General features: G+C 28.8%; 20 protein-coding genes. 1 reads left to right on the plus strand and 19 read right to left on the minus strand.

Annotation, left to right across the window (positions count from 1 at the left end; genetic code table 11):
• Positions 1-161: 161 nt before the first annotated feature.
• The 13 genes from dnaB to rstA form a co-directional block, all read right to left on the minus strand.
• Complete coding sequence (dnaB, locus tag IC219_RS15610; protein ID WP_227483326.1) at positions 162-1,490, minus strand: replicative DNA helicase; 1,329 nt, start codon at positions 1,488-1,490, stop codon at positions 162-164.
• Between the two features lie 18 nt (positions 1,491-1,508).
• Positions 1,509-1,958 carry a 50S ribosomal protein L9 gene (gene rplI, locus IC219_RS15615; protein WP_054275501.1) on the minus strand — a complete coding sequence of 150 codons (450 nt, stop codon included), beginning with the start codon at positions 1,956-1,958 and terminating at the stop codon, positions 1,509-1,511.
• A complete protein-coding gene (locus tag IC219_RS15620) occupies positions 1,959-3,953 on the minus strand; it encodes a DHH family phosphoesterase (protein WP_227436537.1) in 1,995 nt (664 codons plus the stop codon). It abuts the gene before it with no gap.
• Between the two features lie 10 nt (positions 3,954-3,963).
• Positions 3,964-4,920 (minus strand): YybS family protein, encoded by a 957-nt coding sequence (locus IC219_RS15625; protein ID WP_227436539.1) that lies wholly within the window; start codon positions 4,918-4,920, stop codon positions 3,964-3,966.
• 7 nt (positions 4,921-4,927) lie between these two features.
• Positions 4,928-5,248, minus strand: a complete 321-nt coding sequence (locus tag IC219_RS15630) for a MazG-like family protein (RefSeq protein ID WP_227436541.1) — start codon at positions 5,246-5,248, stop codon at positions 4,928-4,930.
• Between the two features lie 141 nt (positions 5,249-5,389).
• The gene (gene rpsR, locus IC219_RS15635; protein ID WP_021386573.1) at positions 5,390-5,617 is read right to left on the minus strand and encodes a 30S ribosomal protein S18; all 228 of its coding nucleotides are present in this window, start codon (positions 5,615-5,617) and stop codon (positions 5,390-5,392) included.
• A gap of 18 nt (positions 5,618-5,635) precedes the next feature.
• On the minus strand, positions 5,636-6,070 hold the full coding sequence (locus tag IC219_RS15640) for a single-stranded DNA-binding protein (RefSeq protein ID WP_227436543.1): 435 nt from the start codon (positions 6,068-6,070) through the stop codon (positions 5,636-5,638).
• 36 nt (positions 6,071-6,106) lie between these two features.
• The gene (rpsF, locus tag IC219_RS15645; protein WP_227436544.1) at positions 6,107-6,385 is read right to left on the minus strand and encodes a 30S ribosomal protein S6; all 279 of its coding nucleotides are present in this window, start codon (positions 6,383-6,385) and stop codon (positions 6,107-6,109) included.
• A gap of 219 nt (positions 6,386-6,604) precedes the next feature.
• Positions 6,605-7,801 (minus strand): PLP-dependent aminotransferase family protein, encoded by a 1,197-nt coding sequence (locus IC219_RS15650; RefSeq protein WP_227436546.1) that lies wholly within the window; start codon positions 7,799-7,801, stop codon positions 6,605-6,607.
• A 102-nt stretch (positions 7,802-7,903) separates the two neighbouring features.
• Positions 7,904-8,089, minus strand: coding sequence for a DUF951 domain-containing protein (locus tag IC219_RS15655; RefSeq protein ID WP_054275506.1), 186 nt, complete (start codon positions 8,087-8,089; stop codon positions 7,904-7,906).
• Positions 8,090-8,103: 14 nt separating this feature from the next.
• The gene (locus IC219_RS15660) at positions 8,104-8,367 is read right to left on the minus strand and encodes a DUF3343 domain-containing protein (RefSeq protein WP_227831488.1); all 264 of its coding nucleotides are present in this window, start codon (positions 8,365-8,367) and stop codon (positions 8,104-8,106) included.
• Between the two features lie 78 nt (positions 8,368-8,445).
• On the minus strand, positions 8,446-9,033 hold the full coding sequence (gene yedF / locus IC219_RS15665) for a sulfurtransferase-like selenium metabolism protein YedF (protein ID WP_227831489.1): 588 nt from the start codon (positions 9,031-9,033) through the stop codon (positions 8,446-8,448).
• A 104-nt stretch (positions 9,034-9,137) separates the two neighbouring features.
• Positions 9,138-10,430, minus strand: a complete 1,293-nt coding sequence (gene rstA / locus IC219_RS15670; protein ID WP_227436552.1) for a toxin production/motility transcriptional repressor RstA — start codon at positions 10,428-10,430, stop codon at positions 9,138-9,140.
• A 258-nt stretch (positions 10,431-10,688) separates the two neighbouring features.
• Between rstA and IC219_RS15675 the strand changes: the two genes are divergently transcribed.
• Complete coding sequence (locus tag IC219_RS15675; protein WP_227436554.1) at positions 10,689-11,270, plus strand: GerMN domain-containing protein; 582 nt, start codon at positions 10,689-10,691, stop codon at positions 11,268-11,270.
• A 78-nt stretch (positions 11,271-11,348) separates the two neighbouring features.
• On the opposite strand, the gene IC219_RS15680 is transcribed toward IC219_RS15675, so the two are convergent.
• The 6 genes from IC219_RS15680 to mnmG form a co-directional block, all read right to left on the minus strand.
• A complete protein-coding gene (locus tag IC219_RS15680) occupies positions 11,349-12,491 on the minus strand; it encodes an aminotransferase class V-fold PLP-dependent enzyme (protein ID WP_227825083.1) in 1,143 nt (380 codons plus the stop codon).
• Positions 12,492-12,523: 32 nt separating this feature from the next.
• Positions 12,524-13,390: a ParB/RepB/Spo0J family partition protein gene (locus IC219_RS15685; protein WP_227436557.1), complete on the minus strand. Its 867-nt coding sequence runs from the start codon at positions 13,388-13,390 to the stop codon at positions 12,524-12,526.
• Position 13,391: 1 nt separating this feature from the next.
• On the minus strand, positions 13,392-14,165 hold the full coding sequence (locus IC219_RS15690) for a ParA family protein (protein ID WP_227436560.1): 774 nt from the start codon (positions 14,163-14,165) through the stop codon (positions 13,392-13,394).
• Between the two features lie 135 nt (positions 14,166-14,300).
• The gene (noc, locus tag IC219_RS15695; RefSeq protein ID WP_227436562.1) at positions 14,301-15,086 is read right to left on the minus strand and encodes a nucleoid occlusion protein; all 786 of its coding nucleotides are present in this window, start codon (positions 15,084-15,086) and stop codon (positions 14,301-14,303) included.
• 164 nt (positions 15,087-15,250) lie between these two features.
• Positions 15,251-15,970, minus strand: a complete 720-nt coding sequence (gene rsmG / locus IC219_RS15700) for a 16S rRNA (guanine(527)-N(7))-methyltransferase RsmG (RefSeq protein WP_227831490.1) — start codon at positions 15,968-15,970, stop codon at positions 15,251-15,253.
• Entirely contained in the window at positions 15,963-17,858 is a 1,896-nt protein-coding gene (mnmG, locus tag IC219_RS15705) for a tRNA uridine-5-carboxymethylaminomethyl(34) synthesis enzyme MnmG (RefSeq protein WP_227831491.1), read from the minus strand. The genes rsmG and mnmG overlap by 8 nt, the downstream gene beginning before the upstream one ends.
• Positions 17,859-17,924: the final 66 nt, after the last annotated feature.

Here is a 17,924-nt window from a genome sequence, read left to right on the forward strand (position 1 = left end):
GCTAAAAGCTTGCTTTATCTACTTATTCACACTTATCAACAGGCTATCTGTGGATAGTGTGGATAATTTTTTAGCTAAATTTCAAGGTTTAGACATATTTAGTGACATGTATCCACATTTTTCCTGTAGAAAGAAAGGATGTTCTGTGGATATTAGTTAAATTATAGGTCTCTCAACTTATCCCCAAATCTTTGAACCTCACCAAGCCAAACTAGTTCCACAGAACCAGTTTCACCATGTCTATTTTTTGCTATTATTATTTCTCCTATATTTTTACTCTCAGAATCAGCATGATAGTATTCATCTCTATACAAAAACATAACTATATCTGCATCCTGCTCAATTGCTCCAGATTCTCTTAAATCAGATAACATAGGTCTATGGTCTGCTCTTTGCTCTGGGGCACGTGATAACTGAGATAATGCTACTACAGGACAATTTAATTCTTTTGCTAATACTTTTAATGACCTTGATATTTTAGATATTTCTTGTTGTCTACTTTCATTATTACCTTCACCTTCCATAAGTTGAAGATAATCTATAAGCACTAAATCTAGACCTTTTTCTATCTTTAACTTTCTGCACTTTGACCTTAATTCTGATATTTTTATTCCAGGAGTATCATCTATGTGTATTTTTGCATCTGACAGTACTGCCATTGCATCTATAATCCTAGGCCAATCATTATCATTAAGTGTTCCAGTCTTTATCTTTTTCAATTCTACACTAGATTGCGAAGATAGCATACGTTGTACTAACTGTTCTTTTGACATCTCTAAACTAAACACAGCTACAGAAGCATCTCCTTTTAAAGCTGCATTTTGTACTAAATTTAAAGAAAAGGCCGTTTTACCCATTGCAGGTCTTGCCGCAACTAATATTAAATCTGTTCTTTGAAGACCATTTATTTTTTTATTTAAATCTTTAAAACCAGTAGTTATACCAGTTACATCGCTTTTATTTGTATATAATTTTTCTATCATATCATAGGCATCCATCAAAACTAAGTTTATAGATTTAAAATCGTCACTAGTTTTTTCCTGTGATATATCAAATATTCTCTTTTCAGCTTGTTCCAAAACATCTTCAATTTTCGTTGCTCCACTATATCCTAGATTTATTATTTCATTAGATGCTTTTATAAGCTTTCTAAGTACAGACTTTTCTTTTACTATATCAGCATAGTATTTTACATTTGAAGTTGTTGGCACTATTGTAGAAAGACTTGTAATATAACTGATTCCTCCAATATCATTAAGATGCCCTTGTTTTCTTAGCTCTTCTGTCAATGTTATTAAGTCTATAGGCTCACCTTTATTGCTTAAAGTTATCATACATTCATATATTATTTTGTGAGCCTCTTTATAGAAGTCATCAGGCCTTATAGTTTCTGTAACTGTTATTATAGCATCTTTGTCTAGCAGTATAGAACCTAATATTGACTGCTCTGATTCTACACTGTGAGGAGGAATTCTCGTCATGTCTTCCATCTTTATCACCTCTAGTTATTACTGTTTTTCTTTTACATCTACTCTTATTTTAGTAGTTACTTTTTGATGTATTTTTATTTCTACAAATGTTGAACCTAAAGTTCTTATTGGTTCATCTAATAAAATCTTTCTTTTGTCTACATCTATATCTTTTTGTTTCTTCAATTGCTCAGCTATCTCTTTGGCTGTTATTGAACCAAATAATCTTCCACCTTCACCTGATTTTGAATATATTTCTATATTAATTTCTTCCATTTGTTTTCCTAGTAAAACAGCTTCTTCATATTCTTTTTGAGCTTTTATTTCTTTAGATTTATTCTTTTCATTTAATTCCTTGATTGCTACACTATCTGCTTGCACAGCCATTTTCTTAGGAAATAAGAAATTTCTTGCATATCCATCACTTACTTCTTTCATTTCCCCTTTTTTACCAGTTCCTTTTACATCTTTTAATAATATAACTTTCATCTATTCTTCCTCCTCTAAATACTCCTCTATTATTTTATTTACTATCTTGTAAGCTTCTTTTAGAGAAACATTTTTTAACTGTGCACCAGCTATATCTATATGTCCCCCGCCTCCTAATTTTTCCATAAGTACATGTACATTTATTTGCCCCAAAGACCTTGCACTTATAAATATAGTATCATCTTTTTCTCCTAATACAAAGGAGGCTTCTACTTCTTTTATATTTAATAGCTCATCAGCAGTTTGAGCTATTATGACGTTTATACTATCTATTTCTGTACTTGAATATGCTAGACATATTCTATTATTAATTATCTTTGTACTTTGAATTATTTCAGCCTTTATTATAAAATCTTTTACATCAGAATTGAAAAACTTCTTGACTTCTATTGTATCTGCTCCAACTTTTCTAAGGTAAGAAGCAGCTTCAAATGTCCTCACACCTGTTTTAAATGCAAAGTTTTTAGTATCTAAGCTTATTCCTGCTAAAAGACCTTCAGCTGTAAGTTTATTGATTGTTACCTCTTCATCCATATACTGAACTAATTCTGTAACCATTTCACATGTTGAAGATACATATATTTCATGGAATAAAAGCACTGCATCATTTATAAACTCTACACCTCTTCTATGATGGTCTATTACTACTACCTTCTCTGATAACTTTAAGAGTTCTTCACATTCAGTATAATTAGGTCTATGAGTATCAACTACAACAACTAGTGTATTTTTAGTACAGTTATCAATAGCCTCCTCTTTTCCAATAAACAACTTCTTATAATAATTACTTTCATTTATTTTGTTTATAAATATCTCTATAGATTCATTTACAGATTGTAAAACTATATTTGCTGTCTTATTGCAAGATTTACATATATCATAAACCCCAACTGCGGCTCCCATAGCGTCCATGTCAGGATATTTATGACCCATTATATAAACATGATCGCTTTCTTGTATAACCTCTCTCAGAGCATGACCTATAAGTCTAGATTTTACTTTTGTTTTCTTTTCTACAGCCTTAGACTTTCCACCATAAAATACAAACTTATCTTTTGTCTTTACAACAGCTTGGTCTCCTCCTCTACCAAGTGCTAAATCAAGAGCACCTGTAGCAAGTTTTAGGTTCTCATTTAATGTATCTCCATCTATACCAATTCCTATACTTATTGTAACAGGAAGATTATTTCCATAATCAATATGTCTTATTGTATCTAAAATAGAAAACTTCTCAGCTTCCAATTTTTTTAACTCTTTTTTATGCATTACCAAGAAGAATTTATCTTTTGAAGTCCTTCTCAAAGCACCATTTGAATTTAATTCTAAAGCAGAAAGTATTTTTTCTACTTCAACATTAATTAAAGCTCTCTTATCTTCTGCTGCACTTTTTAATACTTCATCATATCCATCTACTTGTATTAACATCATTGCATCTTTTTCATCATCATAATCTTGTTTTACTTGTAAATATTCTGTCTTATCTATCCAGTATAATATCATTAAATATTTAGGATTTTTTTCTTGATCATTTTTTATAACATTATAAACTATTGTATATTCTCTATCCTTATAGTTTATTTCAGTGTACATCTCTTTATTTTCATTTAATACTTTTCTTAAATTAAGATTTTTAACTATATCTTCTATATTTTTATCAAGTAAATCTTTTTGACCAATCATATCATAAAACTTTCCATTATACCATGATATATTTCCATCAAATTCTAGAATACATAGTGGTATTGGAAGATTTATTATAGCTTTCTTAGTTGTTTCATCTATATCTAAAGATAAATTTTGAATATACTCTGTCCATTCATGACGTCTAATATTAGTTGTTCTCCAATTGTGAAAAACCATATATGCAAAAATACAGAAAAATAAACACCCTACATACAAGTTGTAATAAAGCAAAATTATACTAGAAATACCAATAATAATTATATATAAATTTATTTCTGGCATATTTAATTTAAAGGTTTGTTTATTACTCATTTCTATCCTCCTAAGTGGATTTATAACTTCTCACCTTTCTAAAGTCAATTATACTATCTACCATACCAACAAAAGATATTCCCATAAATCCAAATAAACATAAAATTATCCCTGAAAGAAACATAATTTTATTTGGCCCTTGTCTTATCCATTTCTTTAAATAATAAATACAAACTGCTATTCCTTGAATTACAAACATTAAGTTAAAAACTAGCTGTAAATTAGTCATTATTAATTCTGTATATAATTTTGAGCCAATAATTTCAATAAATAAGACTAATAAATAAAGTAAAAAAGTTGTGACTATAGCATTTCCTGGTAAATAAAAGTCAGCAAATTTAGGAAATCTTATATTCAAATTTGTAATCCTTTTGATAAAGAATACGCTTAAATAATATGTTACAAATGCTGATAATAAACCTTGTAAGAATAACATCATTGGTAGCATATTTGTAAAATAACTTACAATTTCATCTGGCTTCATTTTATCAAATACTTTAAGCTCAGTTGCAGAAAAACTATTTTTTTGAATATTTACAATTTCTGTTATCATTTTAGAAACTTCATCTAATAAATTTACATTTAAAAATGTCTTCAATACAAAGAAATACACAACCATTGCAAGCACAAATATTATTGTTCCTCCATATATTGGTTCAAATTTATTACTATCTTCTTGCTCAAAACTTCTCTTTAGCATCTTTCCTATTGCTATGCCTGGCAAAGAATACATTATACATATATTTAATGCATACGAAATGTCTGCAAATAAAACTAGCACACAAAATGTAATCAAAATAGATAAAAAAGAATACTTTTTATCAGTGATGGCACCTATAATTACATATGGGACAGCTGCTAATATGCTAAACATTCCTAGCATTGGAATATAGGCTATTACTAAAGCAATTATTATAGCTAAAACTATTATAGACATGGCTTTAGATAGTCTAATTTTATTATTCAATTTAATATCACTCCCTATTATCCATATGTTTTTTTAAGTTAGATAAATCTCCATACCATCTTTCAACACTATGGTCTTCCTCTATACCAATTTTTATTTTTTCCTTGACTTTATAATCTACGTCTCTAAAACTAATTCCTAATCTCTTTGCTAAGAGATATGTTATCATTATTATATTTGCTAGAGTATCTTGAATTGCCTCATCTAAAGGTTTTACCCCTTTAAATAATAAGTTAAACAAATCACTTACACTCATTAATATTTCTGTTTTCATCCACTCTATTATCTTTATGTTTCTTGTTATCTCAGAACCTTTATCTATTTTCACGTTTGCAACCCTCCTTAATATATAATATTATATCATAAATAATAATATATTTAAGTATATAAACAAAAAAACGAGCGTTATAGCTCGTCTCATTTACTTATATAAATATCTATAATAAAAAATGAGCACAAGGCTCATTTTTTAATCTAATGTATATGGTAAAAGTGCTATATTTCTTGATCTTTTTATAGCAACTGTTAATTCTCTTTGATGCTTAGCACAAGTTCCAGATATTCTTCTTGGTAATATCTTTCCTCTTTCAGTTATATACTTTTGTAATCTCTGAGTACTTTTGTAATCTATTTTAGCGTTTTTGTCAGCACAAAATTGACAAACTCTTTTTTTCTTACGTCTTTTTTTATTCATCATGACTTTTTTCCCTCCTTTTTAAAATGGTATATCGTCATCATCTATAGCTTGGAAACCTTGTGGGTCTAACCCTTGAGGTTCAAAGCTTGGCTCAAAAGCTGGAGCACTCTCTTTATATGAATTTTCCGATTTATTCTTGCTATCTAAAGCTTGTACCGATCTAGTACTTACTTTTGTAAAAGTTCTTTTTTCGCCTGATTGTGTCTGATAATTGTCTACTCTTATCGATCCTTGAAGTGCAACTAATCTACCTTTAGTTATGTAGTTGGCACAAAATTCAGCGGATTTACCCATTACTTCAACAGGTATAAAATCAGTTTCTTTAGATCCATCTTTTTTTACATAGTCTCTATCAATGGCTATTGTAAATGATGCCACTGGTGTTCCTGTACCTGGGATGTATCTTAATTCAGGGTCTTTAGTTAACCTTCCCACTAATACAACTTGATTCATAAAAACACCACCTATTTTTTATAATAAAACTAGTTGTTAAGCAACAACTATCATGTGTCTTATTACGTTTTCATTTATCTTTAAGTTTCTGTCTATTTCTTTAGGAACGTCTACTGCTGATTTGAAGTTAACTAACACATAGAAACCTTCTGTAAACTTAGCTATTGGATAAGCTAATTTTTTAGTTCCCCAAGTATCAACTTTAACTATTTCTCCTTCAGTTGCAACAACTTCCTTAACTTTGTTTAGTACAGCTTCTCTTGTTTCTTCATCAGAGTTTGGCTTTACTACATAAACTAATTCATAATTTCTCACTATAATTCACCTCCCTTTGGACTTAACGGCTCTACACTCTTAGAGCAGAGAAATGAGACTAAAATCTCATACCTACACATTTTATCATTTTTTCTTATTTATGTCAATTTAAATTTTGGACAAATTTTAATATTTAATATAAGGTGAAATATATTTTTTAAATTAACAAGGGATGGCTATTGCCATCCCTTATAATATATCTTAAGTTATTATTTTTAATTAAGCTTCAACACCCATAGCTTCTTTTAAAACTGATGCTATGTTTTTGATACCTTCTATTATTTTTTCTTCTGGCATATTTGAATAGTTAAGTCTGAAAGTATTTTCTCTACCACCATTAGGGAAGAATCCTCCTCCAGCAACATAAGCAACATTCTTTTCTAAGCATTTTGGCATTAATTCTTTAGCATTTAAATTACTTGGAAGCTCTACCCATGTAAATAATCCACCTTCTGGATGAGTAAATACTAATCCTTCTGGGAATTCTTCTTCCATAGTCTTAAGCATAACATCTCTACGTTTGATATAAACAGCTTTTATTTTATCAACGTGTTCATCTAAGTCATACATATCCATAAATTTACTTACTTCCATTTGAGATATAGTTGATGCTTGTAAGTCTGCACCTTGTTTTGCAAAGTTAAATTTAGATAGTATTTCTGGAGAAGCACAAGTCCATCCTAATCTGTATCCTGGGCAGAATATTTTAGAGAAAGTTCCTAAGAATATTACTAATCCTTTTGTATCCATTGATTTTAAAGATGGTAAAGATTCTCCCTCAAATCTTAAATCTCCATATGGATTATCTTCTATTACTGGTATTTCATATTTATTTACTATTTCCATGAATTTTTTACGTCTTTCAAGTGGCCAAGTTCTTCCTGTTGGATTTTGGAAATCAGGTATTACATAAATCATTTTTATTCTATCAGTTGTTTCTAGTATTTTTTCTAGTTCTTCCATTATCATTCCATTAGAATCTGTTGGAACATCTATGAATTTAGGTTGGTAAGATTTAAATGCATTTATAGCTCCTATGTAAGATGGGCTTTCACATAAAATTACATCACCTTCATCAATAAATACTTTTCCTGCAAAATCTAGACCTTGTTGAGAACCACTTGTAACTAATATATCATCTTTATCTACATTAGTTTTGTTTTTGTCATTCATTCTAGCTGCTATTTTTTCTCTTAATGGTTCATATCCTTCTGTTGTAGTATATTGCATAGCTGATCTTCCATTTTCTTCAAGCACTGCAACTGATACTTTTTTCATTTCTTCAACTGGAAATAATTCTGGAGCAGGCATTCCACCCGCAAAAGATATTATTTGTGGTTGTTGAGTAAGTTTTAAAAGCTCACGTATTTCAGATCCTTGTAAACCTTCCATTCTTTTTGCATATTTAACTGCCATAATTAAAGCACCCCCATGAAAATGTTTTCTTCAATTTCTATTATACCAAAAATTTGGATATTAATATACGGTATTTGACATTTTTTAAATGTTAAATTTATATCATTTTTTTATTAGCTTTTTTACTCTCTTTTCTAATGTCTCTCTATCAAGCATTATTAGCCTTGAACATTTCGTACATTTTATCTTTATATCCATTCCAGTTCTTACGATTTCAAACTCTTTACATCCACATGCATGTTGTTTTTTCAATTCAACAATATCCCCTATTTTTAAATCCATTGGCATAAATAATTAGCCTCCTAATCTAACTTCTTTGCTTCCCTTGAGCCATCCTCTAATTTACTTATACAGTAAATTCCCTTTATATCTACATTATTTTCAACTAAAATTGTCTTTATTTTTTTCATATCTTCAAAAGAAAATTTAATTGATATTCCACAGCTTGCTGTTATTTCTCTTGGTGTTGGAAGAGCCATTACTTTTAAACCATTTTCATCAAATAGCTTTTCTGACCTTATTGCATGATGTGTAGAATTAAATGATACTATATACATTTGATTCATTGCTTAATCCTTTCTGACTATCTACTTTTCTTTAGTTTAATATTTCCTATTAACTTTATATTGTTAAACAAACATACATTATATAGAAATAGTATTTGATGCATTTTTTAATGTTTCAACTATAGTGTACATATTTGTAACTGAACCAACTTGTAATTTTTCTTTTAAATTATAGTAATCTAAACAGGTTCCACAAGATAAAATTTCTACCCCTGCATCTTCAAGTATTTTAAGATTTTCTATAGTTGCTTCATTTTCAGCACTTAATTTTACTCCTCCATTAACTAAAAGTATATGTTTAGGATATGGCTTTGATTCTGTTAAAGTATATATAAAACCTTTTATTAATACTTGTCCTAATTCATCATTTCCCAATCCCATCTTATCTGAAGATATAAATACACATGTATCTTCTAGTTCGCTTTCTTCTTTTTGAAATACAACATTATTACCTTTTTTAATTTCTATAGAAATTAAGTTTTCTTTTTCATCAACAATCCTTGCTTCACAATTTAAAGATTTAGCAAGCTTTAATATATTTTCTTTTGCTGTTTCATTGTCAACTGTTGTAACTACAATGCCTTCTTCTATATTATCTAATTCTTTTTTTGTATTTATAACTGGTTTAGGACAAGCAAGCCCTCTAGCATCTATTTTTATACTCATTGTTTGATTCATCTCCTTAAAATTATTCATACAATTTATATTTTATCATAGATATTATCTTGCTTGTTATAGATTGTTTCTATACTATTATAGGTTTATTATACTTACATTATCTCTAAATTTTTATACATAAATACTCCCTTTTGGTAGTACTCTAATTCTTTCTCTTTTGATATGCTTGAATATAATTGACCTAAGTCTATGTACAAGTTTGCTAATATCTTATTATTACCTAAGTCTGATACTATTTTTATACATTTAATTAAATACTCAATAGCAAGAGTAATTTCATTTTGATTCTTATACATATTAGAATAGAATTTTAATGCCTTATACTCATTAAACTTATTTTTATTTTTTATTGATGATGCTAAAGCTATTTTACAATATTTTCTAGCTAAATCATAATCTTCTTTATCTATGTACGCTTCTATTATCTTGAATAAACCTGACATCATATATTCGTCTTCATCATTTTTCTTTATGTTGTACACTTTTTGAGAATATTCAAGAACTCTATCTGTCTCACCTATTTTTCTATAAACATCACAAATTGTTAAGTATACATTTGCTATTCCAGTTTTATTATCTTCATTTTCAAGTATTTTTAGTGCTTTTTTAAAATACTCTTTTGATTCCTCATATTTTCCAATCTCAAGCATGTTGTTTGCTTTTAACACCAAAATATCGACATCTTCTTTTCTATCATTTTTATTATCTATTTCATTTATTTTATCTATGTACTTTAATGACATATTTGGATTATCTAATTTTATATAACAATATGCCATCTTACTATATAATTCCTTATATACGTTAATATCCTCAAACTTATTCTCTGACAAAATTTCCTCTGCAAAATTAAAGTGACTTATCGCACCTTTATAAAAGTCTTCTTGCATATATATCTTTCCTATGTTTAAATAGCACTTTAGTATGTTTTCACTATCATTGTTTTTTATAAAGAAAAATAAAGCCTTTTCAAAGTTTTCTATAGCATTATTGTAATTAGATTTTTTTAAGTTAATGTTAGCCATAAGAAAATTGCATCTGCCATAGTTCTCCATTAAATCGTATCTCTTACATATATCTAAAACTTCTTTTATTTGGTCCTCAGCCTTGTTTAACTCATTCTCTTTTATATAAATTTCACTTTGCAGTATTAAATTATCTGTTATCTTTTTTGACTGCATTTCTTTTGTTTCTAATAAATATTCCACGCTTACATCTAACTTATCACCTAGATATTCCAACAGTTCATAACTAGTATGAGATTTATCTCTCTCTATATGGCTTATTTGTGCTGCTGTTATTCTATCTCCAGCTAACTCTTTTAATGTCATATTTTTTTCTTTTCTTAATTTCTTAATCTTTTCTCCTAAGCTCAAAATTTCCATACTATTCCCACCTTTTGAAGACATTTTTTTATAATATAATTATAACTTATATTTATTTTAAAAACACTACTTTTATTTTACAATATTTTCTCTATACATTAAATGATTTCCCATAAAAATGACTAATATTTAGTTTATTTTGTATTTAATTAACTTAAATAAATCATTTTTTAAATTTGTTACTATTTTGTATTCATATATTCAGTCATAACGATTATAATTATATATAAGAATAGTATCTTGAGAGGAGTAATTTTTATGAAAAACAAGAAAATAATGTTAGTGTTAAGTATATTATCTATATCTATATTGGCAGTTGGATGTAGCAATGCTCAAAATGAAGCAACTAAAAAAGAAACTAAAAATAATACAAATGTTGAGCAACCAAAGGAAGAAAACAATAAAGAAAATAATGATGAAAAAGAAGTTCCTAATAAAAAGTCTACATCAGCTCCAAAGGAAGAAAAAAAGACGGAGTCTGCTGTTATTTATTCTTTTGATGTAGACAAAACAGATTTAATTGAGAATAAGGTTGATTTAGAAAAAATTGATGAAAACACTTTATTTGCTGAACTACAAAAGCTTAAAGTAATTCCAGAATCTGCAAAACTAAATTCATTTACTACAAAAGATATTGATGGTGTAAAAACTGGTATATTAGATGTTAACTCTGATTTTACAAAATCAAACTTAGGTAGTGATGCAGAAACTTTAATGCTTGATTCAGTTGCACGTACTTACATAAAAAACATGAATGTTGAACAAATAAAGCTTACTGTTGATGGCGCTAACTATGAAAGTGGTCATATAGTTCTTGAAGATGGAGATTATTTAAAGTAAGTTTTTAAATTATATTAAGCTACAAAAATAGTGTCAACTATCTATAAAGTTGACACTATTTTTATGTTGTAATTTATACTATTTATTTTTTGAAATTTTCTTCAAGGCATCTATTGCTTTATCTATCTCATCTTTCGTATTAAAATATCCTATACTGAATCTTACCGCACCTTGTTTTAACGTACCTAAAGTAGTATGAGCTAATGGAGAACAATGTATTCCTGATCTAGTTGCTATATTATATTCACTATCTAATAAGAAAGTAACCTCTCCAGAATCCATGTTTCCTATATTTATAGCTATTACTGAGGCTCTTTTTTTACTGTCTTTTGGTCCATATATCTTTATATCTGATACTTCTTCTAACTTATTTAGCATATATTGACATAATTCTTCTTCATGTTGTCTTATATTGTTGATTCCTCTTTCAAATATAAATAATACACCTTGGTTAAGCCCTGCTATACCTGGAGTATTATGAGTTCCTGACTCGTATTTATCTGGGAACAGTTCTGGTTGAACCATTTCTTCTGATTTACTACCTGTTCCACCCTCTTTTAATATATTCAAATTTAGGCCTTCTCTTACATATAAGATACCTGTTCCTTGAGGTCCAAATAAGCATTTATGACCTGGCATAGCCAACATATCTATATTACATTTCTTCACATCTATATCATAAACACCTGCTGTTTGTGATGCATCTACCAAGAATATTATATTATGTTTCTTAGCTATTTCTCCAACTTTTTTTATATCTATTAATGTTCCACATACATTAGATGCATGTGTAGTTACAATCAGCTTAGTGTTATCCTTTATTGATTTTTCTAACTCTTCATAATCTAAAAAACCTTCATCATCACATTTTACTACAGTATTTTCAACCCCTTTTTTCTCAAGAGCTTTTATAGGTCTTATTACTGAATTATGTTCCATAGATGTTGTTATTACATGATCTCCTTTTTGTAATACACCTTTTATTGCTAAATTCAAAGAGTCTGTTGCATTAGACGTAAATACTATATTCATAGGATTACTTACATTAAATAACTTAGCTATATTTTCTCTTGTATCATAAATTTCTCTAGCAGCTCGCATAGCAAGCTTATGCCCTGCTCTTCCTGGATTTGCACAATAGTTTTTCATACAATCTAAAACAGCATCATAAACTCTTTCTGGTTTTGGATATGTAGTTGCAGCATTGTCTAGATAAATCATATTCATCGTCCTCTCTATTTTATATTTGTGTGTTATTCAAGAAGCATTGATACAATACTGTTTAAATCATCATCATTATAGTATTCTATCTCTATTTTACCTTTTTTCTTACCTTTGGAAATATTTACTTTAGTTCCAAAAATATTTCTAAGTTTATCTTCTACATCTAAAATAAATACATCTTTAGGCTTAGACTTCTTTGGCATATCTTCTTCTTTATTTTCAGATATTTTTTTTGCAATGTTTTCAACTTCTCTTACAGAAAGTTCTTCCTCTTCTATCTTTTTTGCAATTTGTAGTTGTAATTTTTTATCTACAATTCTTAATAGAGCCTTTCCATGACCTGCTGTGATTTTACCACTATCTATCATGTCTATAACATCTTGTCCTAGATTTAAAAGTCTCAAAGTGTTAGTTATATGAGGTCTACTTTTACCGACAGCTTCTGATATTTCTTCTTGAGTTACATTATAATGCTCAATTAAACTTTTATATGCTAGTGCTTCTTCTATTGAATTTAAATCTTCTCTCTGTAAGTTTTCAATTAAAGCTATCTCCATTATGTCTTTCATCTCTATATCTTTAATTATAGCAGGTATTTGACTTTTATTTGCAAGTTTTGATGCTCTAAATCTTCTTTCACCAGCTATTATCATGTACTTATTGTTTTCATCTCTTTTAACTACTATTGGTTGTAGTACACCATAATTTTTTATAGACTCAGATAATACTTTTATTTTTTCTTCATCAAATTGCTTTCTTGGCTGAACTTCGTTTGGATATATTTTGTCTATATCTATATTAACTATTTCTTTATCTGAAGTTTCTCCTTTAATTTCTGGTATCAATGCACTAAGACCTCGACCCAATCTATTACTTCTTTTAGACTTATTCTCCATACTACCACTCCTCCTCTTCTAAATCTATAAATTCTTCTGCTAGTTCCAAATAAGCTACAGACCCCCTACATCTTTTATCATAATAAATTGCTGGTTTACCATGACTAGGAGCTTCTGCAAGTCTTACATTTCTTGGAATTAGAGTAGTGTATACACTACCTTTAAAGTACTTTTTAACTTCTTCAACAACTTGTATTGATAGATTGGCTCTTCCATCAAACATACTCAAAACAACACCTTGAATTTCTATATCTGTATTTAATCTTGATTTTACTAATTTTATAGTCTCCATTAATTGACTTACACCTTCTAAGGCATAATATTCACATTGTATAGGAATTAAAACACTATCTACAGCCGTTAGACAATTTATTGTAAGCATTCCAAGTGAAGGTGGGCAATCCAAAAATATATAGTCGTATTCATCCTTTACTACTTTTATGGAATTTTTTAAAATATACTCTCTATTATTTATAGATGCAAGCTCTATCTCTGCACCTGCTAGTTCCGTAGCTGATGGAACTACATCTACATTTTCAAACTCTGTTTTTATTATTGCTTCTTTAATATGCAAACCATCTAACATAATCTCATAGATTGTATTTTCTACTTCATTTTTATCAATACCATATCCACTAGTTGTATTTCCTTGAGGGTCCAAATCTAATACTAATATCTTTTTTCCTAAGGTTCCTAAACTGGCACTTAAATTTACATTTGTTGTAGTTTTTCCGACTCCGCCCTTTTGATTAAATATAGCTATAACTTTGCCCATGATGTTCCCCCCTTTAAGAATCAAATTAATTTTAAATATTGACTAGTTGCTTTTATAATTATAAATAATGTCTATAAATCAATTTATATTACAAGGCTTGTTTTAAAAAAAAAGATTACTGGTAAGCAGTAATCTCTATTTTTTAGGGATTTTTACAACAACTTCCATATAATCTCCCTTATCTATTTCATTATACTTAGCATCAATTCCTGTATTTGATATAGCATCAAAGGCTTGCTTTATAGTATTTATGTAAATTCTTATACTCATAGCACCCTTTATATTCTGTTTTTTATCAGGCTCTTCTTGAATTTCAATTTCTTCTAGTATATCTTGTATCAGTTTTTCTGTTTTTTTAACAGTCAATTCATTCTTTATGACCTTTTCTAGTACACTTTTCATTAAATCTTCACTTGGTAATTTAAGGAATGCCCTAGCATGTCTTTCTGTTAAATTATTCTCTATTAGCTTCATTTTTATATCGTTTGGAAGCTTTAATATTCTAAGCTTGTTTGCTACAGTAGATTGATTTTTACCTAATTTTTCTGCTAATTGCTGTTGAGTAAAAGCATGCTCTTTTATTAAGTTTTCATAGCCAATTGCTTCTTCAATAAAATTTAAGTCTTCTCGTTGCAAATTTTCTAATAACGCTAGAACAGCAGAAGATTCATCGTTCATATTATTTATAATTGCTGGTACAGTTTTAAGCTCTGCTAACTTAGCTGCTCTTAATCTTCTTTCTCCAGCAATTAGTTCATATTTACCATCTTTTGCTCTAACTGTTATAGGTTGAATTATACCATATACCTTTATAGAATTGCTCAATTCCTCCAATGAAACTTGTGAAAATATTTTTCTTGGTTGGTATGGATTTGGAACTATATCTTCTATAGGTATCTCCATAACTCTTTTATCTTCCATAACATACCTCTCTTATTTTAGATATAAATATTTTTGTTCTCTATATGTACATACAATTTTATTTCTGCATCTACTTTAATAATTCCTTTATTTTTGTTTGTTTTGAGGCAACCTTAATTATTTCCTGAGAAATGATTAAGGTTGCCTACTAATTAATATCTTGATTATTTAATAGGATTTTTAGCTGGCTTACCAGCTTTTCTAGGGTATTTAACTGGTGTTTCATGTATCTTTTTAAAAACTAATATATTATGATTTAAATCTATTTCTGGTAATTCTACATCTATTTTTTCAACAAACTCTAATCCTAAAATATCTATAGCCTTTTTTGATTCCTCTAATTCTAGATTAGCATTTGGACCTTTTAAACAAATAAAATATCCTCCTACTTTTACAAATGGTACACAAAATTCCATAAGAATTGGTAATCCAGCTACAGCTCTTGCTGTAGCAATATCATACTTTTCCCTGTACTTTTCATCTTTTCCAAAATCTTCAGCTCTTCCATGTATAAATTTAATACCCTCTAGTTCTAATGCTCTAGCAACTTCTTCTAGAAAGCTTATTCTTTTATTTAAAGAGTCCAATAAGGTTAACTCTAACTCCTCTAAACATATTTTTAGTGGTATACCTGGAAAACCAGCACCTGTACCAACATCTATTATGGACATACCATTTTTTATATATCCATTTTTTACAGCTGAAATAGAGTCTAAAAAGTGTTTTATATATACTTCTTTTTCATCCTCTATTCCTGTAAGGTTCATTTTTTGATTCCAATCAACTAGTATATCTCTATAAGTTTTAAATTTTTGTAACATATCATCATTTGTATCTATATTAAAATTTTTAATTCCATTTTCTAGAAGTTCTATATTATTCACTTTTTCCACCTCTAGTTCTTCTAACTTGTTCTAGGTGTATAAGTAACACTGATATATCAGCTGGAGAAACACCTGATATACGAGATGCTTGACCTATTGAAATAGGTTTTATGTCATCTAGTTTTTGTCTTGCTTCTAATCTAAGTCCTTCTATTGATGAATAATTTATTTTTTCATCTAATTTTTTATTCTCAAGCTTTTTAAATTGGTCTATCTGTTTTAATTGCTTGTCTATATAACCTTCATACTTAGTCATTATTACGCATTGTTCTTTAACTTCTCTTGAAACATCTTCACCAGCATCTTTTCCTATTTCTTCAAGCAATTCATAGGATACTTCTGGTCTTTTTAAAAACTCATACAGTGATATTCCAACTTTTATTGGCGTTGCACCTTTTTCTTCTAGTAAATTATTTACTTCCTTTGGTGTAACTCTTTCGCTCTTTAATCTTTCAAATTCTTTTTCAACAGCATCCTTTTTATTTATGAATCTTTCATATCTATCTTTTTTAACTAAGCCTAATTCATAACCCTTTTGAGTCAATCTCATATCCGCATTATCTTGTCTTAAATACAATCTATATTCTGCTCTTGATGTCATCATTCTATAAGGTTCATTAGTTCCTTTAGTAACAAGGTCATCTAATAATACACCTATATATGCTTCTGAACGATCTAATACAAAAGGTTCTTTTCCTTCTATCTTTCTAACAGCATTTATACCCGCCATAAGCCCTTGAGCTGCTGCTTCTTCATATCCAGAAGTTCCATTAAATTGCCCTGCACTAAATAAGTTTTCAACACCTTTTATTTCTAAACTTATTTTTAATTGTGTTGGGTCAACACAATCATATTCTATAGCATATGCAGGTCTCATTATCTTACAGTTTTCAAGCCCCTTTATAGTTTTATACATATCTAGTTGAACTTCAAAAGGTAAACTAGTTGATATCCCTTGAATATACATTTCTTTAGTATTCAAACCCTCTGGCTCTATAAACAATTGATGTGAAGTTTTATCACTAAATCTTACTACTTTATCTTCTATAGAAGGACAATATCTTGGCCCAGTACTTTCTATAACTCCACTATACATGGCAGACCTTTTTAAATTATCTAGTATAACTCTTTGAGTATCTTCAGTGGTTCTTGTTAAATAACAAGGTTCTTGCTCTTTCTCTATGTTTTCATTCATAAATGAGAAAGGAGTTACTTTTTCGTCACCTTCTTGTAGAGACATTACAGAGAAATCTATACTATCTCTATGGACTCTTGCTGGTGTTCCTGTTTTAAATCTTCTCATTCTAAGACCTAATTCAACTAAACTATCTGTAAGGTATTTTGCATATCCTAGTGCATTAGGACCTTCGTAAAATGCCACCTCACCCATATATATTTTTGAATTTAAATAAACTCCAGTAGCTAATATTACAGCTTTAGATTTAAATGAACATCCTAGCTTAGTTCCAACACCTATTACAACATTTCCTTCATGTAATATTTCTACAACTTCATCCATAGCTATATCGAGGTTTGGCTCATTTTCTAATGTTTTTTTCATTTCTTCATGGTATTTAAATTTATCTGCTTGGGCTCTCAAAGAATGAACTGCTGGTCCTTTAGCAGTATTTAACATTCTACTTTGTATATATGTCTTGTCTATATTTAGTCCCATTTGACCACCTAAAGCATCTATCTCTTTTACTAATTGACCTTTACCCGTTCCACCAATTGATGGATTGCAAGGCATTAATGCAATAGAATCTAAAGACATTGTTATTATCAAAGTTTTATATCCCATTCTTGCCGTAGCTAAAGCAGCTTCACATCCCGCGTGACCTGCCCCAACTACTATAACATCATATTTTCCTGCTTCAAACTTTATCATTTATAATTCCTTTCTTTTTAATATTAATGTTTCATGAGAAACACTATAAAATATCTATAATTTCTA

This window comes from Clostridioides sp. ES-W-0018-02 (assembly GCF_020658175.1).
Taxonomy (GTDB): Bacteria; Bacillota; Clostridia; order Peptostreptococcales; family Peptostreptococcaceae; genus Clostridioides.

Bases quoted from the DNA above. Each gene is read 5' to 3' on its own strand.
- dnaB (WP_227483326.1), bottom strand. From the start codon at position 1,490: ATGGAAGACATGACGAGAATTCCTCCTCACAGTGTAGAATCAGAGCAG.
- rplI (WP_054275501.1), bottom strand. From the start codon at position 1,958: ATGAAAGTTATATTATTAAAAGATGTAAAAGGAACTGGTAAAAAAGGG.
- IC219_RS15620 (WP_227436537.1), bottom strand. From the start codon at position 3,953: ATGAGTAATAAACAAACCTTTAAATTAAATATGCCAGAAATAAATTTA.
- rpsR (WP_021386573.1), bottom strand. From the start codon at position 5,617: ATGATGAATAAAAAAAGACGTAAGAAAAAAAGAGTTTGTCAATTTTGT.
- IC219_RS15640 (WP_227436543.1), bottom strand. From the start codon at position 6,070: ATGAATCAAGTTGTATTAGTGGGAAGGTTAACTAAAGACCCTGAATTA.
- IC219_RS15650 (WP_227436546.1), bottom strand. From the start codon at position 7,801: ATGGCAGTTAAATATGCAAAAAGAATGGAAGGTTTACAAGGATCTGAA.
- IC219_RS15655 (WP_054275506.1), bottom strand. From the start codon at position 8,089: ATGCCAATGGATTTAAAAATAGGGGATATTGTTGAATTGAAAAAACAA.
- IC219_RS15660 (WP_227831488.1), bottom strand. From the start codon at position 8,367: ATGAATCAAATGTATATAGTATCATTTAATTCTACACATCATGCAATA.
- yedF (WP_227831489.1), bottom strand. From the start codon at position 9,033: ATGAGTATAAAAATAGATGCTAGAGGGCTTGCTTGTCCTAAACCAGTT.
- rstA (WP_227436552.1), bottom strand. From the start codon at position 10,430: ATGGAAATTTTGAGCTTAGGAGAAAAGATTAAGAAATTAAGAAAAGAA.
- IC219_RS15675 (WP_227436554.1), top strand. From the start codon at position 10,689: ATGAAAAACAAGAAAATAATGTTAGTGTTAAGTATATTATCTATATCT.
- IC219_RS15680 (WP_227825083.1), bottom strand. From the start codon at position 12,491: ATGATTTATCTAGACAATGCTGCAACTACATATCCAAAACCAGAAAGA.
- IC219_RS15685 (WP_227436557.1), bottom strand. From the start codon at position 13,390: ATGGAGAATAAGTCTAAAAGAAGTAATAGATTGGGTCGAGGTCTTAGT.
- IC219_RS15690 (WP_227436560.1), bottom strand. From the start codon at position 14,165: ATGGGCAAAGTTATAGCTATATTTAATCAAAAGGGCGGAGTCGGAAAA.
- noc (WP_227436562.1), bottom strand. From the start codon at position 15,086: ATGGAAGATAAAAGAGTTATGGAGATACCTATAGAAGATATAGTTCCA.
- mnmG (WP_227831491.1), bottom strand. From the start codon at position 17,858: ATGATAAAGTTTGAAGCAGGAAAATATGATGTTATAGTAGTTGGGGCA.